We start from the raw sequence: 17596 nt of genomic DNA, 5'->3' as shown, positions 1-17596 counted from the left end.
GCGGATCGAAGCTTTCCCTGCCCGATATTCGAATCGGTGCCCGGCCGGCGTCCACCCGCCCCGTCGGGCATCGCGATGTTCCGACGGACCGCACCGTAAACCGCAGATCAGCACTCTCGACCCGGGACCGGCGATCGTTCCCGGGCAACTGACTCCACGCCTCACATGCGACGCAGGGAGAATTGATGACACTGTTCCGGGGCCGCCGCATCCTGGCGGGTGCCATGACCCTGGTCGCCGCGGCTGCACTGGCCGCGTGCGGCAGCAAGACCACCGACCAGAACACCTCCGCCGGCGTCACCGCCGACGTCTCCGGCGACACCGTCAAGGTGGGCCTGCTCAACTCCCTGTCCGGCACGATGGCCATCAGCGAGGTGACCGTCCGCGACTCGATCATGCTGGCGATCGAGGAGATCAACGCGGCCGGCGGGGTGCTCGGCAAGAAGATCCAACCGGTCGGTGAGGACGGTGCCTCGGACTGGCCGACCTTCGCCGAGAAGGCCGAGAAACTGATCCGCGAGGACCGCGTCGCGGCCGTCTTCGGCTGCTGGACCTCGGCCAGCCGAAAGGCCGTAAAGCCGGTGTTCGAGAAGAACAAGGCACTGCTGTTCTACCCGGTGCAGTACGAGGGCCTGGAGCAGTCGCCGTACATCTTCTACACCGGTGCGACGACCAATCAGCAGATCGTGCCCGGCCTGGACTACCTCAAGGCGCAGGGCGCCAAATCGCTCTACCTGGTCGGTTCCGACTACGTCTTCCCGCGGACCGCGAACAAAATCATCAAGGCGTACGCCGAGGCCAATGGAATGAAGGTGCTGGGGGAGGACTACGCCCCGCTCGGCTCCACCGAGTTCGGCACCATCACCAACAAGGTGAAGTCCTCCGGCGCGGACGCGGTCTTCAACACCCTCAACGGTGACAGCAACGTGGCGTTCTTCAAGGAGTACAAGTCCGCCGGGCTGACCGCGACCAGCATGCCGGTGGTGTCGGTGTCGATCGCCGAGGAGGAGGTCAAGAGCATCGGCACCCAGTACCTGGAGGGCCAGCTGACCGCCTGGAACTACTACCAGACCACCCCCGGCGCGGCCAACGAGAAGTTCGTCGCCGCGTACAAGGCCAAGTACGGGGCGGACAAGCCGACCAGCGACCCGATGGAGGCCGCGTACGTCTCGGTCTACCTGTGGAAGGCGATGGTGGAGAAGGCCGGCGCCTTCGACGTGGAGAAGGTCCGGCAGGCATCCGACGGGATCACCTTCGAGGCGCCCGAGGGACTGGTCACCGTGGACGGCGCGACCCAGCACATCGCCAAGACCGCCCGCGTCGGCAAGGTCGGCGCGGACGGCCTGATCACCGAGGTCTGGAACTCCGGTGCGCCGATCACGCCGGATCCGTACCTCAAGAGCTACCCGTGGGCCGGCGGCCTGAGCTGACGGCAGGCCCTGGGACAACCCGACCCGGGCGGCGCCGCACGGCCCGCCCGGGTCGGCACCCCACCAGCAGTACGGAGTACCCACCGTGACAGTTCTCATCGGTCAACTCTTCACCGGCGTCAGCATCGGAGCGGTGCTGCTGCTCATCGCGCTCGGCCTGGCCCTCACCTTCGGCCAGATGGGCGTGATCAACATGGCGCACGGCGAGTTCATCATGGCCGGCGCCTACACCACCTTCGTCCTGCAACAGGTCATCACCGCGGCCGGCTGGTCGCTGCTGATCGCCCTGCCGGTGGCCTTCGTGGTGGCCGGCGCGATGGGTGTGCTGCTGGAGATCCTGCTGATCCGTCGCCTCTACGCCCGCCCGCTGGACACCCTGCTGGTCACCTGGGGCGTGTCGCTGATCCTGCAACAGCTGGCCCGGGACATCTTCGGCAGTCCGAACGTGCAGACCCGCGCCCCGGAACTGCTCACCGGCAACATCGCGCTGCCCGGCGGGATCACCGTGGCCAACAACCGGCTGTTCATCCTGGCCCTGGCCGGCGGCGCGGTCGTCGCGTTGACCGTCGCGCTGCGGGTGACGCCGTTGGGTCGCCGGATCCGGGCCGTGGTGCAGAACCGCGACCTGGCCGCCGTCTCCGGCATCGCCACCGCCCGGGTCGACCGGATGACCTTCTTCATCGGCTCCGGCCTGGCCGGCATCGCCGGGGTCGCCCTCACCCTGCTCGGCCCGATCGGCCCGACCATGGGCACCAACCTGATCATCGACGCCTTCCTGGTCGTCGTGGTCGGCGGGATCGGCCAGCTCAAGGGCACCGTGATCGTCGCGTTCGCGCTGGGCGTGCTCCAGGCGAGCGGCGAGTACCTGACCACCCTCAGCGTCGCCAAGGTGATGGTGTTCGTCGCCATCGTCGCGTTCCTGCAGTGGCGGCCCCAGGGCATGTTCACCCTGCGTACCAGGAGTTTGGCATGACCACCGTCGCCCGAGACCCCGTCACCGCCGCCGATCCGACGCCACCTGCGGCCAAGCCGGCGGCCGGACCGTCGCGCCACCGCTTCCGCGCTGTCGCCGGGTTCGCCTTCGGCGCCGCCCTGCTGTTCGCCGTGGCGCCGCTTCTCCTGTCGGACTTCCGGCTCTCCCTGCTGGCCAAGTACCTCTGCGTGGCCATGGTCGCGATCGGTATCGGCCTGGCCTGGGGGCGCGGCGGCATGCTCGCCCTCGGTCAGGGCGTCTTCTTCGGCCTCGGCGGCTACGCGATGGCCATGCACCTCAAGCTCGCCGACGCGGGCCCCGGCAACATGCCCGACTTCATGCTGCTGTACGGGCAGCTCGACGAGCTGCCACTGTGGTGGCGGCCGTTCGCCAGCCCATGGTTCGCGTTACCCGCCACGGTGCTGCTGCCGATGGCGGTGGCGTTCGTGCTCGGCTCGCTGGTCTTCCGACGCCGGGTACGCGGTGCCTACTTCGCCATCCTCAGCCAGGCCCTCGCCGCCGCCATGGTGATCCTGCTGATCGGCCAGCAGGGCACCACCGGCGGCACCAACGGACTCACCGACATCCAGGGCTTCTTCGGCTACGACCTGGACGACCCGGTCAACCAGCGGATGGTCTACTTCATCATCGCCGGCACCCTGCTGGCGCTGCTGGCCCTGACCCGGCACCTGATGCAGAGCCGATACGGCGAACTGCTGGTGGCGGTCCGCGACGGCGAGGAACGGGTGCGCTTCCTCGGCTACGACCCGGCCACCGTCAAGCTCGTCGCGTACGTGGTCGCCGCCGGCATGGCCGGGCTGGCCGGTGCGCTCTTCGTGCCGGCGGTCGGCATCATCTCGCCGGCCATGATCGGGATCGTCCCGTCCATCGAGTTCGTCATCGGCGTCGCCATCGGCGGGCGGGCCACCCTGCTCGGGCCGGTGCTCGGCGCGGTGGCGGTGGCCTGGGCCCGTACCGCCCTGTCGGAACGCTTCCCCGGCACCTGGACGTACCTGCAGGGGCTGCTGTTCGTGGTGGTGGTGGCGTTCCTGCCCGGCGGCCTGGCCTCGCTGGTCGGTCTGCTCCGACGCGGCGACGGCGAGCGGCGGCCCGGCTGGCTGCGCCGGTCACGCCGAACGGAAGCGGAGGCGTCGTGATGACCGAGCAACTGCACGGGCTCTACGTGCGAGACCTGCGGGTGAGCTTCGACGGGTTCACCGCGGTCGACGGGGTGAGCCTCGACGTGGCGCCGGGCGACATCCGCTTTCTGATCGGCCCCAACGGCGCCGGCAAGACCACCCTGGTCGACGCGGTCACCGGGCTGGTCAAGGCCACCGGCTCGGTCCGCTTCGGTGACCGGGAACTGCTCGGTCGCCCGGTGCACCGGATCAGCCGCCTCGGCGTCGGCCGCACGTTCCAGACCTCGACGGTGTTCGAGGAACTTACCGTGTTGCAGAACCTCGACATCGCGGCGGGTGCCCGACGCGGCTGGGCGACGCTGCTGCGTCGCCGGCACGGCGTGCCCGACGAGGTGGCCGAGGCCCTGGAGGTCATCGGCCTGGCGAGCCGGGCCGACCAACTCGCCGGCACCCTCGCGCACGGCCAGAAGCAGTGGTTGGAGATCGGCATGCTGCTCGTGCAGGACGCCCGGCTGTTGCTGCTCGACGAGCCGGTGGCCGGGATGAGCCACGAGGAACGCGACGCCACCGGGCAACTGCTGGAGCAGGTCAGCCGCGACCGAACGGTGGTGGTGATCGAGCACGACATGGACTTCCTGCGCCGGTTCGCGCGTACCGTCACCGTGCTGCACGCCGGGAAGGTGCTCAGCGAGGGCACCGTCGCGCAGGTGCAGGCCGACCCGCGCGTGCAGGAGGTCTACCTCGGCCACCCGGTCGACGCCGGGACGGCCCCGACGGCTACGGAGGCATGATGCTCACCATCCGGGGCGTGCACGCCGGTTACGGGCGGAGCCGGGTGCTGCACGGTGTCGACGTCACCGTGCCCGGCGACGGGGTCGCCACCGTCCTCGGCCACAACGGGGCCGGCAAGTCCACGCTGCTGCGGGTCGCCGCCGGGCTGCTGCGGCCCAGCGCCGGTAAGGTCGAGTGGGACGGCGAGGACATCACCCGGCTCGCCCCGCACCAGCGGGTCGCCCGGGGAATCGCGTACGTCCCCCAGGGCCAGCAGTGCTTTCCGCACCTGACCGCGGCGGAGAACCTGCGCCTGGTCGCCGACGGGCGCCCGGACGGTGCGGCGGCCACCGCCGAGGTGCTGGAGTTGTTCCCGGCGCTGCGTACGCTGCTGCGTCGCCGGGCCGGGCTGCTCTCCGGCGGGCAACGCCAGCAACTGGCCATCGCCCGAGCGCTGATCACCCGGCCCCGGTTGCTGATGCTCGACGAACCGACCGAGGGGATCCAGCCCTCGGTGGTGGCCGAGATCCAGGAGCGGATCGTGGCGCTGATCGCGCAGCGGGGCTTCAGCGTGCTGCTGGTCGAGCAGCATCTCGGGTTCGCGCTGCGGGTGGCCGACCGGTACCACGTACTGGAGTCCGGGCGGGTCACCTCCGCGGGCGACGGTGGCGGCGACGCGGAACGCACCGTCCGGGAGGCTCTCGCCGTGTAGCCGGCTGGTCAACTCCGTACCGACGGAATGGCGGTATTACCACCTACCGCGCCACGAACCTCACGGCGTCGACCAGCTACACCTTCACGGTGCGGGCCCGCGACGCGGCCGGCAACGTCTCGGTGGCCTCGCCGCCGCTGACCCTGACCACACCGGCCGGCGACACCGGTGGCGGTGATCGGGGTTGCGCCGCGACGTACCGGGTGGTCAGCTCCTGGCCGGGCGACTACCAGGCGGAGGTGACGGTGCGCAACACCGGCACCACGGCGATCAGCGGTTGGACGGTCAGCTGGACCGCTCCCGCCGGCACCACCATCTCGTCAGTGGAACGGTCGGTTGACCACGTCCGGCAGCTCGGTGACCGTCCGCAACGAGCCGTACAACGGTCAGCTCGGCACCGGGGCCAGCACCACCTTCGGGCTCACCGGCAACGGATCGGGCGTGCCGGCCGCGCTCACCTGCGCCGCGTCCTGACCTGCGCCGGGGGACCCCTGCCCCACCCGCCCCCGGGTCGGGGCAGGGGCCGTCCGGAATCGCGATGCCATCCCGAACGGCCCCGCGCGGCCCGGGCCTGGGATGGGCCGCGTCATCGGGGTACGCCATGGACCCCGGTGGTCGAGGTCCCTGGCCGGTCGTCGCCCGGCCAGGGACCTCGGCTGGACCGGGACCCGGCCCCCGGTCTAGGCCAGCCGGATGGCGTCACCTTCGACGGTGACGTTCGCGGCCGGCAACGGGGCGCCCGCTGGTCCACTACGGACGGATCCGTCCGCGATGTCGAAGACGCTGTTGTGGCAGGCACAGGTGATGACGCCGTTGTCGACCGAGGTGACGGTGCAGCCCTGGTGGGTGCACTTGGCCGAGAACGCCTTGATGGTTCCCTCGGTGGGCTGGGTGACCACCACGCCGGCCGAGGCGAAGATCGCGCCGCCGCCGACCGGAATGTCGGCGAGGGCGGCCAGCGCCGGGGGGCCGCCGCCGTCGTCCGGCGCACCCGAGCCGGACGGGCCGGCGCTGCCGCCCGGCGGGGCCGGTGGCGGTGGGGCTGCCGCCGGTTGGCCGTACGTCGCGCAGCCGGTCAGTGCGGCCACTCCCGCCGCGCCCGTGCCGGCCAGGAAAGCCCGTCGCGACCGGCAACAGCCGGCCTGCTCGTGGTTCATCTGTGCAGCCTTTGCCTTTCGGAGATTCAGAACTGGATGCCGAAGGTGGTGAAGTACCAGACCGACGAGGTCAGGAAGACACCGATCAGGGCGACGAACACCACCCCGCCGACCACCGGTAGCACCCAGCCGGCGAGACCCCGTTTGGGCAGGGTCAGCATCTTGGTGGCGAACGCACCGAAGAAGAAGCAACCCAGCAGGGAGTGCAGCAGCGTACGGGTGTCGTAGTCGGCGAAGCCGAGCGCGTACAGGCAGTGCACCGCGACCGGGACGGTCAGCAGGAACGCGATCCGCCCCGACCAGCGGTGTGCGGTGCCGGCCCAGGACGGGGAGATCCCGCCGAGCCGGCCCCACATGGACAGCGCGGACAGCAGCTGGATGACGGCGAAGAACGCCGCCCCGGTGCCCAGCCACACCTTCACCGTCAAGGGTGACGAGAAGCCGGCCACGTTGACCGCGATGCCGGTCGGGGTGTGGGTGCGGCCGTAGACGCCCAGCGCCACGGCCACGCCCGCCCCGACCACCAGCGGCACCAGCATCGAGGGGCGCTGGCGTGGTGCGGCCGGCGCACCGCCGAAGTCGCGGATCACCTCGACGGTGGGCTCCGCCGGGCGGCGGGGCACCGTACGCACGTTGCCCTGACGGTGCTGGGACATCACCGCGCCCCGGGAACGACCGGCTCGGCGGCGATTGTCACTCCGTTGACCACGGTGCTGTAGAACGCCGGGTCCAGCGGCGGCGCGGGGATCGGCTTGCCGTTCCAGGTGACGATGCCGATCTGCGTACCGTCGGGCAGCATGATCCAGCCGCCGTCGATACCGGCCTTGCGGACCTCGTTCGAGGCGCGGTAGATCGCCGGGGCGGTGCCGGAGCCGGACTTGGTGACCGCCTCCTCGACCACCTTGTCGTCGGGCTGGGCGGTGAACTTCCACCGGCGGACACCGACGATCATCTCGCCGCTGGCGCTGTCACCGCGGATGATGCCGCTCAGCTTCGCGTCGTTCCCGGTCAGTTCGATCTTTCCGTCGCGTACCGTGCCGGACAGCCACACCTCCATGCTCTTGCCATCGCAGACGTACGCCTCGGCTTTGCCGCCCTTGACGGTGATGGCGATGGTGGCGCCGTTCTCCAGCTGGCCGATCCAGTTCTGCTCCACCGAGGCGACCTCGGTAGACGACCCGTCCGGTGCGTCGGGCGGGGAAACCTCGGCCGGGCGGGTGCTGGCGGGGTCCGGTTGCTCCTCGTCCACGGGGGCCTCGGCGTCGGCCTCGACGTCGACATCGGCCTCCGGTGGTGCGGCGACGGCCGGTGGGCCGGTCTCCCCGGTCGGTTGGGTGCTCGGCGGGGATGCCTGTGCACTCATCGTGAACAGCACGGCAGCCGTCACCGCCCCCGACAAGAGGGTGAGCAACGGGGTCAGGCGCTTCATGGGCCACTCCCTTCGCCATGAGGTACGGCAACGGAAGTGGATCGGTTCAACGCCGGCCCTGAAACCTTGCCGGATGACCTCGGCCCGGACGGGGCAGACCCGCCGGCGGCTCAGACGGTGACGCGGGTGACCGGTCGACGGGCGGCGGATGCCTGTCGGGGCGCCAGGGACCGGGGCCGGCTCGCCTCGGCCGGCGTCACGTCGACCAGCACGACGTCGCCGGCGGTGGGCGCCTCGGCGCGTAGCTGGGCGAGGGCCTCGTCGCGGCTGGCGAAGATCGGGAAGACCCCGTCGAGTTTCATCGTGTGCAGCACGGTACGGATGAACCGCGACGGCGCGGCCAGGCAGAGCCGCTCGCCCCGCTCGCGTACCTCCCGGTGGGCGCGGACCAACAGGCCCAGCCCGACCGAGTCGATGACCTGGACGTGCACCAGGTCCACCACGACCGTCCCGGCCAGGGCCACGGCGTCGCGCAACGCGGCACGCAGCGCCTCGCCGGCATCCGCACCGAGATCGCCGCCGCTGGCCAGCACCGCCACCTCGTCACCCTGCCCGGCCGGGAGGCCCGCTCCGGGTCCACCGGTACGGTCGCCGCCGCCCGGCGTGGTGCCCGGCGGCAGGGTGCTGCACCGGGGGCAGCGGTGCGGACCGGTGGCGAACGGGGAACCGCTCCAGCCGTGGTCGGAGACCAGTGTCCAGACGACCTCGGCATCGGGCAGCACACAGGCGGTGCCGGTGGTGGTCTCGCCGCACACGTCGCAGATCAGGGTCATCAGGTTGTCGTCCGGTACGACGGTCATCCTGCTTCCTCTCCGGTGCCGTTGGTGCGAGGCCGGGACATGGGCTCGGGGCGAGCGGCGGGTGGGGCCGCCGTGCGGACTCAGCGGGAGTCTGAGTGTTCCTTGCTGGCGGTGGCGACCACGATCACCACGCCGACGGCGGCGAGACCGGCTTGGACGACGAGGCCCAGCAGGCTGAACCCGTGGGCTCCGACGAGCCAGGCACTGATGGCGCCGAGCAGCGCGGCCGCGGCGCCGATGGTCATGGTGAGCCACAGTGGAACACCCGGACGACCGGGGACGACGAGCCGGCCGAGTACACCGACGGCGAGGCCGACGGCCAGGGCCGCGGCGATCCCGGCGATGGTCATGCTGCTCCTCGTCTTCGTGTCTGGGTGGCCGCTGGATCAGGTCCGCACGGTGACGGCGGCGCGGCCGTACGCCGCCGGGTGACCGGCGGCACCTACCGCCGCGCCGACGCCGGCTGGCGCTGTCGCGTCGGTGGATGGTGTCGCGTCGGTCGACGGTGCCGCCGAGTCACCTGTCGAGGCGGACGGCGCCGTGCCGCCGGTGTGCACCGGCAGGATCTGGTCCAGCCGGGCGGTCTGCAGGATGCGGGCGATGCGCGGGTTGGGATCGCGTACCGACAGCACGCCGCCGGTGCGGACCATCCGACGGTGCACGTCGAGCAGCAGTCCGATGCCCGCGGCGTCGATGTGCCGGCACCCGGACAAGTCGATCATGACCTGTTGCGGTCGCAGGGCGAGCAGCCGGTCGAACACCGTGCCGGTCTCCGGCAGGCAGGCCAGGTCGAACTCGGTGATGGCCACCTCCACCAGCGGCACGGTGCACTCGGGGCGTCGTGGCGTGGTCACGTCGGTGCCCCCTCTCCTGCTGTCCCGAGGTCGGCTCTCACCCTGCCCAGCGGGGTTGGCAGGCACCGCGCGGACGTATGACAGTTGCGTGACAAAACACCCTGAAGCCGGTGGTGGTTGGCCGGTCGGTGCGCGCTTGGGGATGATTCCGGGTATGACAGCCGTGCTGGTGATCGAGGACGACGACCGGATCCGGTTGGCGTTGCTGCTCGCCCTGGAGGACGAGGGCTACGAGGCGCAGGGTGCGGCCACCGCCGAGGAGGGGCTGCGGGCCCAGCGCCGAACCCCGGCCGACTACGTCCTGGTCGACCTGATGCTGCCCGGCATCGACGGTTTCGAGTGCATCCGTCAGCTGCGGCGCGACGACGACGTGCCGATCGTGGTGGTCAGTGCCCGCGACGACACCCATGACATCGTCGCCGCGCTCGAGGCCGGTGCCGACGACTACGTGGTCAAACCGGTGGCGATCAAGGAGCTGACCGCCCGGCTGCGGGCGCTGCGGCGGCGGGCCCGCACGGTGGCCCCGCTGGAGGAGCCGGTGCCGGTGCTCGCCTTCGGTGAGCTGGAGGTCAGCCCCGAGGCCGGGGAGGTACGCCGGGGGGGTGAGCCGGTGGCGGTCACCCGGACCGAGTTCCGACTGCTCTGCGAACTGGCCGAGCACGCCGGGCGGGTGCTCTCCCGTCAGCAACTGCTCAGCCGGGTCTGGGGGTACGACACCGGCGACGAGCGCCTGGTCGACGTGCACGTGGGCCGGCTGCGCCAGAAGATCGAAGCCGACCCCGCCAATCCCAAACACCTGGTCACCCTGCGTGGGCTCGGCTACAAACTGCAACGATGAGACGCCTCGGACTACGTGCCCGGGTCACCGCGGCCTTCGCCGTCGGTGCCCTGCTGCTGTCGGCCTCGATGGCCCTGGTGTCGTACGAGCTGACCCGTCGTACGCTGCTCGACGAGCGGGAACGCGCGGTGCTGCGGGCGGCCTACTACGACGCGGAGGTGGTCCGCGCCGGACTCGACACCGAGAATCCGGACGCCGGTGAGGCGCTGCGGACGCTGGACACCGGGACCAGCCGGCGCGCGGTGGTGTATCTCAACAACGACTGGTACAGCCGCGCCGCCGACAACGGCCTGACCTCCGCCATCCCGGCGCGGATGCGGGAACTGGTCAGCGCGGGGGAGCCGGCGGTGCAGCGGATCCGGGTCGACGACCAGCCGGTGCTGCTGGTCGGCGTGCCGTTGTCCGACTCGGCGTCGTTCTACGAGATCGCCTCGCTGCGCGAGCTGGAGCAGACCTTTCAGGTCCTGGCGTTGGCGCTGACCGCCGTCGCGATCATGGTGGCCGGTTCGGGTGCCGCGCTCGGTTGGTACGCCACCCGGCACGGGCTGCGCCCGCTGACCGCCGTCGCCGACGCCGCCGAGCGGATCGCCGCCGGTGACTTCACCACCCGCCTCGCACCCGACACCGATCCGGACCTGACCCGGCTGTCGACCTCCTTCAACCGGATGGTCGACGAGTTGGCCCAACGCATCGACCGGGACCGGCGGTTCGCCGCCGACGTCAGCCACGAGCTGCGCTCACCGCTGCAGACGCTCGCCGCGGCGGCGAGCGTGCTGGCCCGGCGCCGGGACAACCAGGACGAGCGGACCGCCACCGCGGCCCGGCTGGTGGCCGACGAGATCGACCGCTTCCAGCAACTGGTCAACGACCTGTTGAACCTGGCCCGCAGCGACCAGCCGGTCCACCGGGAGTCGGTCGACATGGTCGAACTCGCCCGGCAGTCCTGCCGGGACCGGGACCTGCCGGAGACGATGGTGCGGTTGGCGGTGGGCACCCCGGGGACGTGGCGGGTGGACCGGCGCCGGGTCGCCCAGGTGCTGACCAACCTGCTCGACAACGCCGAACGGTACGGCGCGGGCCCGGTCGCGGTACGGCTGTCCCGGGCGGGCGACGTCGGCGTGGTCGAGGTGGACGACGAGGGCCCGGGGGTGCCGGTGGAGGACCGGAAGTCGATCTTCGATCGGTTCGTGCGGGGTCGGGCGGCCAACTACCGAGGCGGCGGTGACGGCACCGGCCTCGGGCTCGCGCTGGTGGCCCAGCACGCCGCCGCCCACGGTGGCGACGCCTCGGTCAGTGACCGCCCGGAGGGTGGCGCCCGGTTCCGGATCACGTTGCCCGGGAGCCTGTCATGACCGTCACCCGCGCCGGCCACGGCGCCGTGGCCGCCGTACTGCTCGCCCTGGTCGCCGCCTGTGGGGTGCCGGGCGAGGACCGGCCCCGGACGGTGACTCCACCGCCCGGCCCCTTTCCGTACACCGCGACCGCCGCGCCGACCACGGCCGAGACCGGCGCCGTGACCGAGGTGCTCTATTTCGCGCGGGACGACCGGCTGGTGCCGGTGATCCGCCGAATCGACGAGCTACCGACGGCCGCCGCGCAGCTGCGGGACCTGCTCGCCGGACCGACCCACCCCGAGCGCGACGACGGCCTGACCAGCGCCCTGCCCGGTGCGCTGAGCAACGCGCTCGTCGAACTGGTCGACGGGCAGGCCCGGGTCACGGTCACGCCGGCCGCCGCCGACACCGGCCGGATCGACGAGATGCTCGCCTACGGGCAGATCGTCTGTACGCTCACCGCCCGGACCGACGTCAACGCGGTGATCTTCCTGCGCGACGGCGCTCCGTTGAGCGTGCCCCGGGGGGACCACTCGTTGTCGCCGGATCCGCTCACCATGGCCGACTACGCCGTCCTGATCAGCCTCCGCTGACGATCGATGACGGGTGTCGCACGGAACTGTGACGGTTGCGACACAAAGCGATCGGCGACGGGCGTCGACGTTTGAATGGCCTTCAGGCCGGGGCACCAGAGCTGCCGACGTAACCGCTCGGAGGGACAGGCTCTCGTGGAAATCACCGGCTTCTTCACCGCCATCGTCATCGGTCTGATCATCGGCGCGTTCGGCCGGCTCGTCGTACCGGGACGCCAGCGCATCCCGATCCTGCTGACCATGCTGATCGGTATCGTCGCCGCGATTCTCGGCACGCTCGTCGCCGCGGCGCTCGGCGTGGACGACACCCGTGGCATCGACTGGATCGAACTGTTCATCCAGATCGCCTTCGCCGCGGTCGGTGTCTCGCTCCTCGCCGGTGTCTACGGCCGCCGCCGCTGACCCGATCCGTCCGCCGGCCCGTCCCCGCCAGCCGGGGGCGGGCCGCGCCGTGCCGGCAAGGGTGGACCACCGGCGCACGCGGACAGCGACGACTCGTATCCTTTCCGCGAATCGTCGTGGCGGACGAGTAGAGAAGGGAACGAGGGCGTGAACGATCGGGCCGAGACGTTGGAGTTCCAGGCCGAGGCCCGTCAGCTGTTGCAGCTGATGGTGCATTCGATCTACTCGAACAAGGACGTTTTTCTCCGTGAACTGATCTCTAACGCCTCGGACGCGTTGGACAAACTGCGGCTGGCCGCGTTGCGCGACAAGGACCTCACCGCCGACACCGACGACCTGCACGTCACCATCGAGGTCGACCGGGACGCCCGCACGCTCACGGTGCGGGACAACGGCATCGGCATGACCCGCGACGAGGTCGTCTCCGTCATCGGTACGATCGCCAAGTCCGGCACCGCCGAGCTGCTGCGCCAGCTGCGCGAGGCCAAGGACGCGGGTGCCTCGCAGGAGCTGATCGGGCAGTTCGGGGTCGGCTTCTACGCGGCGTTCATGGTCGCCGACAGGGTCGAGTTGACCACCCGCCGGGCCGGCGAGAGCGGTGGCACCCACTGGGCGTCCAGCGGCGAGGGCACGTACACCATCGCCGCGCTCGACGAGGCGCCCCAGGGCACCGCGGTCACGCTGCACCTGAAGCCGGCCGACACCGAGGACAACCTGCACGACTACACCGCCGAGTGGACGATCCGCGAGATCGTCAAGCGGTACTCCGACTTCATCGCCCACCCGATCCGGATGACCGTCGAGCGGTCCGCTGCCGACGACGCCGAAGCCACCACCGAGACGGTGACGCTCAACTCGATGAAGGCGCTCTGGGCCCGCCCGCGTGGCGAGGTCGAGCCGGCCGAGTACCACGAGTTCTACAAGCACGTCGGCCGCGACTGGGCCGACCCGCTGGAAACCATCCACATGCGCGGTGAGGGCACCTTCGAGTACGAGGCGTTGCTGTTCATCCCGTCGCACGCGCCGCTCGACCTGTTCTCACCGCAGGGCCGCCGGGGCGTGCAGCTCTACGTCAAGCGCGTGTTCATCATGGACGACTGCGACGCGCTGATGCCCAACTACCTGCGCTTCGTCAAGGGCGTGGTGGACGCCCACGACCTGTCGCTGAACATCTCCCGGGAGATCCTCCAGCAGGACCGGCAGATCCGGGCCGTGCGCCGCCGGCTGGTCAAGAAGGTGCTCGCCACGGTCAAGGACCTCAAGACCGGGCAGCCCGAGCGGTACCGCACCTTCTGGACCGAGTTCGGCGCCGCGGTCAAGGAGGGCCTGCTCGAGGACACCGACAACCGGGACGTCCTGCTGGAGATCCTCTCGGTGGCCTCCACCCACGACCCGGCCGAGCTCACCGACCTGGCCGGCTACGTCGGCCGGATGAAGGACGGCCAGACCGACATCTACTACGCCACCGGCGAGCACCGCGCGACCATCGAGAACTCGCCGCACCTGGAGGCGTTCCGCGCCAAGGGGTACGAGGTGCTGCTGCTCACCGACCCGGTCGACGAGGTCTGGGTGGAGCAGGTGGGCAGCTACGACGGCCGGACCCTGCGCTCGATCGCCAAGGGCGAGGTCGACCTGGACACCGAACAGGAGCGCGCCGAGGCCGAGGCGGAGCGGGAGCGGCAGCGCGGCGAGTACGCCGACCTGCTGACCTGGATGGGCGGCGTGCTGGCCGACTCGGTGCGGGAGGTGCGGCTGTCCTCGCGGTTGACCACGTCACCGGCCTGTGTGGTCGGTGACGCCCACGACCTCACTCCGACGCTGGAGAAGATGTACCGGGCGATGGGCCAGGAACTGCCGAAGGTCAAGCGGATTCTGGAGATCAACCCGGGTCATCCGCTCGTCGCCGGGCTGCGCAAGGCGTACGAGCAGGGTGGTGCGGACGGATCCCTGGCCGAGACCGCCGAGTTGTTGTACGGCACGGCGCTGCTCGCCGAGGGCGGGGATCTGGCCGATCCGTCGAGGTTCGCCCGGATCCTCGCCGACCGCCTCGCCCGCACCCTGTAGGGGCTCGGGCGGCTGAAGCATGATCGCGCTCGACCGGGATCGGATGGCCACGCCGTCGCGGCGCCGCCACCCGATCCCGGATCGGGCACGAACCCGGCCCAGGCTCGGTCGGCCCCGCGCCGGTGGCGATCCTGCCCGCCGGCACCGCCAACCTCTTCGCCGGCAACCTCGGCATACCCGAGGACCTGCCGGCGGCGGTCCGGATCGGTCTGCACGGCCGGCGCCGCCGCCTCGACCTCGGCAAGCTCAACGGGGAGCACTTCGCGGTGATGGCCGGCGCCGGGTTCGACGGGGAGCTGATCCGCGCGGCCGACCGGGAGCTGAAGGGCCGCCTCGGCCGGCTCGCGTACGTGTGGACCGGGCTGCGGCACGTACGCGGCGAGTTGACCCGTACCCGGATCACCGTCGACGGTGACCGCTGGTTCGACGGCGAGGCCAGCTGCGTGCTGTTCGGCAACGTCGGCACGATCACCGGTGGCATCCCGGCCTTCGACGACGCCCGCCCCGACGACGGGGCGCTGGAGATCGGTGTGTCGACGGCCAGCGGCGCGATCGACTGGGCACGCACCCTGGGCCGGATGGCCAGCGGCCGATCCGAGGACTCGACGTTCGTCCGGATCACCCGAGGCCGCAAGGTCAAGGTCCGCTTCGCCGAGCCCAAGACGTACGAACTGGACGGTGGCGCCCGGTCGCGGACCAGGCGGCTCAAGGTCCGATCCGTGCCGGCTGGGCTGACCGTGTGCTGTCCAGATCGGTCCGCGACCGCCCCGACCGAGTGAGCCGGTGCCCGGCCAGCGCGGCGGCGGTGAGGCAGCCGGCGGCGGCGAGGACGAGCGGTGGCCGGGCGCCCAGCAGCACGGCCGCGGAACCGAGCGGCGTGGCCACCGCGATCGGTCCGAACATGACAGTGGTGGCGGTCGCGGCGGCCCGGCCCAGCAACTCGTCCGGACTGTGGGTCTGTACGGCGGTGACGGCCGCGACGAGCGTCCACGGCAGACCGACCCCGGCCACCACCGAGGCGGCGAGCACCGCCGGCCACCAGGGCAGGCCACGGGCCAGGCAACTCGCGCCGAACAGGGCCGCGCCGACCACGGCCACGGTGGCCGGGCCGAACCGGGCGATCAGCCGGCCGACGACCAGGCCGCCGGCGATCGAGCCGGCGCCCTGTGTGCTGAGCAGGACGCCGAGGAAGGCCGCCGGCATACCCAGCACGCCGGTCACGATCTCGTATCCGGCGGCGGTGACGAACGTCGACATGCCGATCGCGGTCGCGGCGAGGGTCAGCGGCAGTCGGATCGACGCCGAACCGAACAGCACGGCGAGGCCGGCGCGGGCGGCGCCACGCCGGTTCCTGGTGGCCCGTGGGGTGCGGGTCAGGCGCAACGCCGCGTAGCCGACCGCCACCAGGGCCGGGGCGACGGCGGCGAGCAGCGCGACGAGGTGTCCGCCCTGCCAGGCGTACAGGCCGGCGCCGGCCAGCGGGGCGACGAGCTTGACGCCTTCCTGGGCGCTGGAACGCCAGCCGTTGACGTGACCGAGTTCGGCCGGTGACAGCGCGGCGGGCAGGATGGCGCTCTCGCCGGCGTCGATGAGGACGTAGGCGATGCCGTACACCGTGCAGACGGCGAACAGCAGCCAGGTCTGCGCTGGCCCGCGTACCGCCAGCAGGGTGGGTAGCACGGCGGCCAGGGTCAGGTTCGCCGCGATCAGCAGCGGCCGGCGGGGCAGCCGGTCGACCAGCGCGCCCAGCCACGGTCCGGCGAGCGTGGGGGCGTACACACAGAGCCCGGCGAGGGCGGCCAGCCCGCTGGATCCGGTCAGGTCGAGGATCCAGATGCCGGCGACCAGGGCCATCGCGCTGCCGCCGAAGCCGGACAGCACGGAGATGGTCACGAACAGGATCGCGTTTCGCCGCACCGGTGCCTCCGGGTTGAGTCGAGCTGACTCACAGCCTCAATCCTGAGTTGACCCGGAGCAATAGTGGCGAGGCCCTGTCAACGTACTGTTGACAGGGCGGTGTGCAGATCGCGGCTGACGGCGCGGATCGGAAGTGGCAGCCGGCGTCCGGCGGTGGCGAGGTCGGCGGCGACGTGTCGGGCCAGGTCGTGCAGGGCGCCGGGCTCGGCGTCCAGGGCGAGGGCGATGGTGTGGCGGGTCAGTGCGGCGCCGGAGAAGCGGCCGTCCCAGCGGCGGTCCGCCTCGATCCAGCGATGCAGCCCGGCGAGCAGGGCGCGCAGCCCGGCGACCTCACCCGGCCAGCGTCGGTCGGCCGTGACCCGCCGGGCCCGGCGCCCGGCGGCCAGCCGCTGGCGCCGCTGCTCGGCGGCCTGCCGGCTGCCCAGCCCGAGCGCCGCGCCGACCTGGTGCCAGGTCGCCCCGGCCTGCCGAGCCTGGTCGATCAGGTCCAACTCCGCCTCGTCCAGGTGGTCGCGGGCCGTCCGGATCCCCGCGAGACGGTCCAACGGCTCACGCACCCGTCAACGCTATCTTGACAGTCGGCGGGGCCAACCCGTGCTGTCCGGCCGCTCAGGCGGCTGCGGAGTCGCCGCGTGGCTGCTCGCCGTGCCAACTCGGCAGCGCCACCGGTGTCGGCCAGACGCCCTGCCGGCCGGGTGCCGGTGGCGCATCCGCCGAGCCGCCCTGTGCCAGGTTGAGGGCCCGTTGTGCCTGCTGCCAGGGCGCGCAGGGCCAGTCCTGTCCCGCGCAGAGCAGGTGGGCGCAGCCGCCGTCCTCGGCCGGAGCGTGCGCGTCGGCGACGTCCAGGGCGAGTCGCCACAGCAGCGGATCGGTCACCTGCTCCGGACGGTCGGAGGTGTGGCTGGGTCGGTTGCCGGCATTCTCGGACACGCGTGGTCCCCCCTTTTACACGAGCTTCATCGCTCTTGCTCTCCAGTCTGCATGCAGGTCAAACACCTGATCGGCTGCCATTCGCCAAGGTGGGGGTGATCACCTGTCCATACTTTGGGATGATTGACAGTTGACCTTCGGCGGACGAAAGTGGTCCGCAACCTGATCACTCCTATGGTCCGGTGCGTGACGCTACGTAGTCGGTGATGCGGGTGGCGTCCACGCCGGACGCCTTGTCGTGCTGGCCGTCACG

At 71.4% G+C, this 17596-nt stretch carries 19 protein-coding genes and 2 pseudogenes; 12 read left to right on the top strand and 9 right to left on the bottom strand.

Annotated features, from left to right (window positions below; translation table 11 throughout):
• Positions 1-185: 185 nt before the first annotated feature.
• The 6 genes and pseudogenes from urtA to E0H26_RS02470 all read left to right on the top strand — a co-directional run.
• Positions 186-1430: an urea ABC transporter substrate-binding protein gene (gene urtA, locus E0H26_RS02495; protein ID WP_131300274.1), complete on the top strand. Its 1245-nt coding sequence runs from the start codon at positions 186-188 to the stop codon at positions 1428-1430.
• Positions 1431-1515: 85 nt separating this feature from the next.
• Entirely contained in the window at positions 1516-2403 is an 888-nt protein-coding gene (gene urtB, locus E0H26_RS02490) for an urea ABC transporter permease subunit UrtB (protein ID WP_131300272.1), read from the top strand.
• On the top strand, positions 2400-3560 hold the full coding sequence (gene urtC / locus E0H26_RS02485) for an urea ABC transporter permease subunit UrtC (RefSeq protein ID WP_131300270.1): 1161 nt from the start codon (positions 2400-2402) through the stop codon (positions 3558-3560). Before urtB ends, urtC begins: the two co-directional genes overlap by 4 nt.
• A complete protein-coding gene (gene urtD, locus E0H26_RS02480) occupies positions 3560-4333 on the top strand; it encodes an urea ABC transporter ATP-binding protein UrtD (protein WP_131300268.1) in 774 nt (257 codons plus the stop codon). The genes urtC and urtD overlap by 1 nt, the downstream gene beginning before the upstream one ends.
• Positions 4330-5025, top strand: coding sequence for an urea ABC transporter ATP-binding subunit UrtE (gene urtE / locus E0H26_RS02475; RefSeq protein WP_240741974.1), 696 nt, complete (start codon positions 4330-4332; stop codon positions 5023-5025). The genes urtD and urtE overlap by 4 nt, the downstream gene beginning before the upstream one ends.
• Before the next feature lie 38 nt (positions 5026-5063).
• A pseudogene (locus tag E0H26_RS02470) lies at positions 5064-5499 on the top strand (cellulose binding domain-containing protein); the annotation flags it as partial.
• A 206-nt stretch (positions 5500-5705) separates the two neighbouring features.
• On the opposite strand, the gene E0H26_RS02465 reads toward E0H26_RS02470, so the two are convergent.
• The 6 genes and pseudogenes from E0H26_RS02465 to E0H26_RS02440 all read right to left on the bottom strand — a co-directional run bounded on the left by E0H26_RS02465 (position 5706) and on the right by E0H26_RS02440 (position 9265).
• Complete coding sequence (locus E0H26_RS02465) at positions 5706-6182, bottom strand: Rieske (2Fe-2S) protein (protein WP_131300265.1); 477 nt, start codon at positions 6180-6182, stop codon at positions 5706-5708.
• A 26-nt stretch (positions 6183-6208) separates the two neighbouring features.
• The gene (locus E0H26_RS02460) at positions 6209-6721 is read right to left on the bottom strand and encodes a DUF6529 family protein (protein ID WP_165521748.1); all 513 of its coding nucleotides are present in this window, start codon (positions 6719-6721) and stop codon (positions 6209-6211) included.
• A gap of 116 nt (positions 6722-6837) precedes the next feature.
• Positions 6838-7611 carry a hypothetical protein gene (locus E0H26_RS02455; protein ID WP_131300261.1) on the bottom strand — a complete coding sequence of 258 codons (774 nt, stop codon included), beginning with the start codon at positions 7609-7611 and terminating at the stop codon, positions 6838-6840.
• Between the two features lie 254 nt (positions 7612-7865).
• A pseudogene (locus tag E0H26_RS02450) lies at positions 7866-8411 on the bottom strand (STAS domain-containing protein); the annotation flags it as partial.
• A gap of 80 nt (positions 8412-8491) precedes the next feature.
• Positions 8492-8761, bottom strand: a complete 270-nt coding sequence (locus tag E0H26_RS02445) for a GlsB/YeaQ/YmgE family stress response membrane protein (RefSeq protein ID WP_131300258.1) — start codon at positions 8759-8761, stop codon at positions 8492-8494.
• A gap of 36 nt (positions 8762-8797) precedes the next feature.
• Positions 8798-9265, bottom strand: coding sequence for an STAS domain-containing protein (locus E0H26_RS02440; RefSeq protein WP_131300256.1), 468 nt, complete (start codon positions 9263-9265; stop codon positions 8798-8800).
• 154 nt (positions 9266-9419) lie between these two features.
• On the opposite strand from E0H26_RS02440, the gene E0H26_RS02435 reads away from it, so the two are divergent.
• From E0H26_RS02435 to E0H26_RS02410, 6 genes are all read left to right on the top strand, one after another.
• Positions 9420-10103 (top strand): response regulator transcription factor, encoded by a 684-nt coding sequence (locus E0H26_RS02435; RefSeq protein WP_131300254.1) that lies wholly within the window; start codon positions 9420-9422, stop codon positions 10101-10103.
• Positions 10100-11455 carry a sensor histidine kinase gene (locus tag E0H26_RS02430; RefSeq protein WP_131300252.1) on the top strand — a complete coding sequence of 452 codons (1356 nt, stop codon included), beginning with the start codon at positions 10100-10102 and terminating at the stop codon, positions 11453-11455. Before E0H26_RS02435 ends, E0H26_RS02430 begins: the two co-directional genes overlap by 4 nt.
• Entirely contained in the window at positions 11452-12030 is a 579-nt protein-coding gene (locus tag E0H26_RS02425) for a GerMN domain-containing protein (protein WP_131300251.1), read from the top strand. Before E0H26_RS02430 ends, E0H26_RS02425 begins: the two co-directional genes overlap by 4 nt.
• Positions 12031-12165: 135 nt before the next feature.
• Entirely contained in the window at positions 12166-12432 is a 267-nt protein-coding gene (locus tag E0H26_RS02420) for a GlsB/YeaQ/YmgE family stress response membrane protein (RefSeq protein WP_131300249.1), read from the top strand.
• 147 nt (positions 12433-12579) lie between these two features.
• Positions 12580-14496 carry a molecular chaperone HtpG gene (gene htpG, locus E0H26_RS02415; RefSeq protein ID WP_131300247.1) on the top strand — a complete coding sequence of 639 codons (1917 nt, stop codon included), beginning with the start codon at positions 12580-12582 and terminating at the stop codon, positions 14494-14496.
• Between the two features lie 122 nt (positions 14497-14618).
• Positions 14619-15275 carry a diacylglycerol/lipid kinase family protein gene (locus tag E0H26_RS02410; RefSeq protein ID WP_240741973.1) on the top strand — a complete coding sequence of 219 codons (657 nt, stop codon included), beginning with the start codon at positions 14619-14621 and terminating at the stop codon, positions 15273-15275.
• Here the strand turns inward: E0H26_RS02410 and E0H26_RS02405 are convergent.
• From E0H26_RS02405 to E0H26_RS02395, 3 genes are all read right to left on the bottom strand, one after another.
• A complete protein-coding gene (locus E0H26_RS02405) occupies positions 15202-16413 on the bottom strand; it encodes an MFS transporter (RefSeq protein ID WP_131300245.1) in 1212 nt (403 codons plus the stop codon). The genes E0H26_RS02410 and E0H26_RS02405 overlap by 74 nt on opposite strands.
• Before the next feature lie 77 nt (positions 16414-16490).
• Positions 16491-16970: a hypothetical protein gene (locus E0H26_RS02400; RefSeq protein ID WP_131300243.1), complete on the bottom strand. Its 480-nt coding sequence runs from the start codon at positions 16968-16970 to the stop codon at positions 16491-16493.
• A gap of 52 nt (positions 16971-17022) precedes the next feature.
• Positions 17023-17343, bottom strand: coding sequence for a hypothetical protein (locus tag E0H26_RS02395; protein WP_240741972.1), 321 nt, complete (start codon positions 17341-17343; stop codon positions 17023-17025).
• Positions 17344-17596: the final 253 nt, after the last annotated feature.

This window comes from Micromonospora zingiberis (assembly GCF_004331455.1).
Lineage (GTDB): Bacteria > Actinomycetota > Actinomycetes > Mycobacteriales > Micromonosporaceae > Micromonospora > Micromonospora zingiberis.
This window is presented reverse-complemented; position numbering and strand designations above follow the sequence as displayed.

Coding starts and splice junctions, on each gene's coding strand:
- E0H26_RS02460 (WP_165521748.1), bottom strand. CDS start 6,721: ATGCTGGTGCCGCTGGTGGTCGGGGCGGGCGTGGCCGTGGCGCTGGGC.
- urtD (WP_131300268.1), top strand. CDS start 3,560: ATGACCGAGCAACTGCACGGGCTCTACGTGCGAGACCTGCGGGTGAGC.
- urtA (WP_131300274.1), top strand. CDS start 186: ATGACACTGTTCCGGGGCCGCCGCATCCTGGCGGGTGCCATGACCCTG.
- E0H26_RS02465 (WP_131300265.1), bottom strand. CDS start 6,182: ATGAACCACGAGCAGGCCGGCTGTTGCCGGTCGCGACGGGCTTTCCTG.
- E0H26_RS02445 (WP_131300258.1), bottom strand. CDS start 8,761: ATGACCATCGCCGGGATCGCCGCGGCCCTGGCCGTCGGCCTCGCCGTC.
- E0H26_RS02425 (WP_131300251.1), top strand. CDS start 11,452: ATGACCGTCACCCGCGCCGGCCACGGCGCCGTGGCCGCCGTACTGCTC.
- E0H26_RS02455 (WP_131300261.1), bottom strand. CDS start 7,611: ATGAAGCGCCTGACCCCGTTGCTCACCCTCTTGTCGGGGGCGGTGACG.
- E0H26_RS02430 (WP_131300252.1), top strand. CDS start 10,100: ATGAGACGCCTCGGACTACGTGCCCGGGTCACCGCGGCCTTCGCCGTC.
- urtC (WP_131300270.1), top strand. CDS start 2,400: ATGACCACCGTCGCCCGAGACCCCGTCACCGCCGCCGATCCGACGCCA.
- E0H26_RS02435 (WP_131300254.1), top strand. CDS start 9,420: ATGACAGCCGTGCTGGTGATCGAGGACGACGACCGGATCCGGTTGGCG.
- urtE (WP_240741974.1), top strand. CDS start 4,330: ATGATGCTCACCATCCGGGGCGTGCACGCCGGTTACGGGCGGAGCCGG.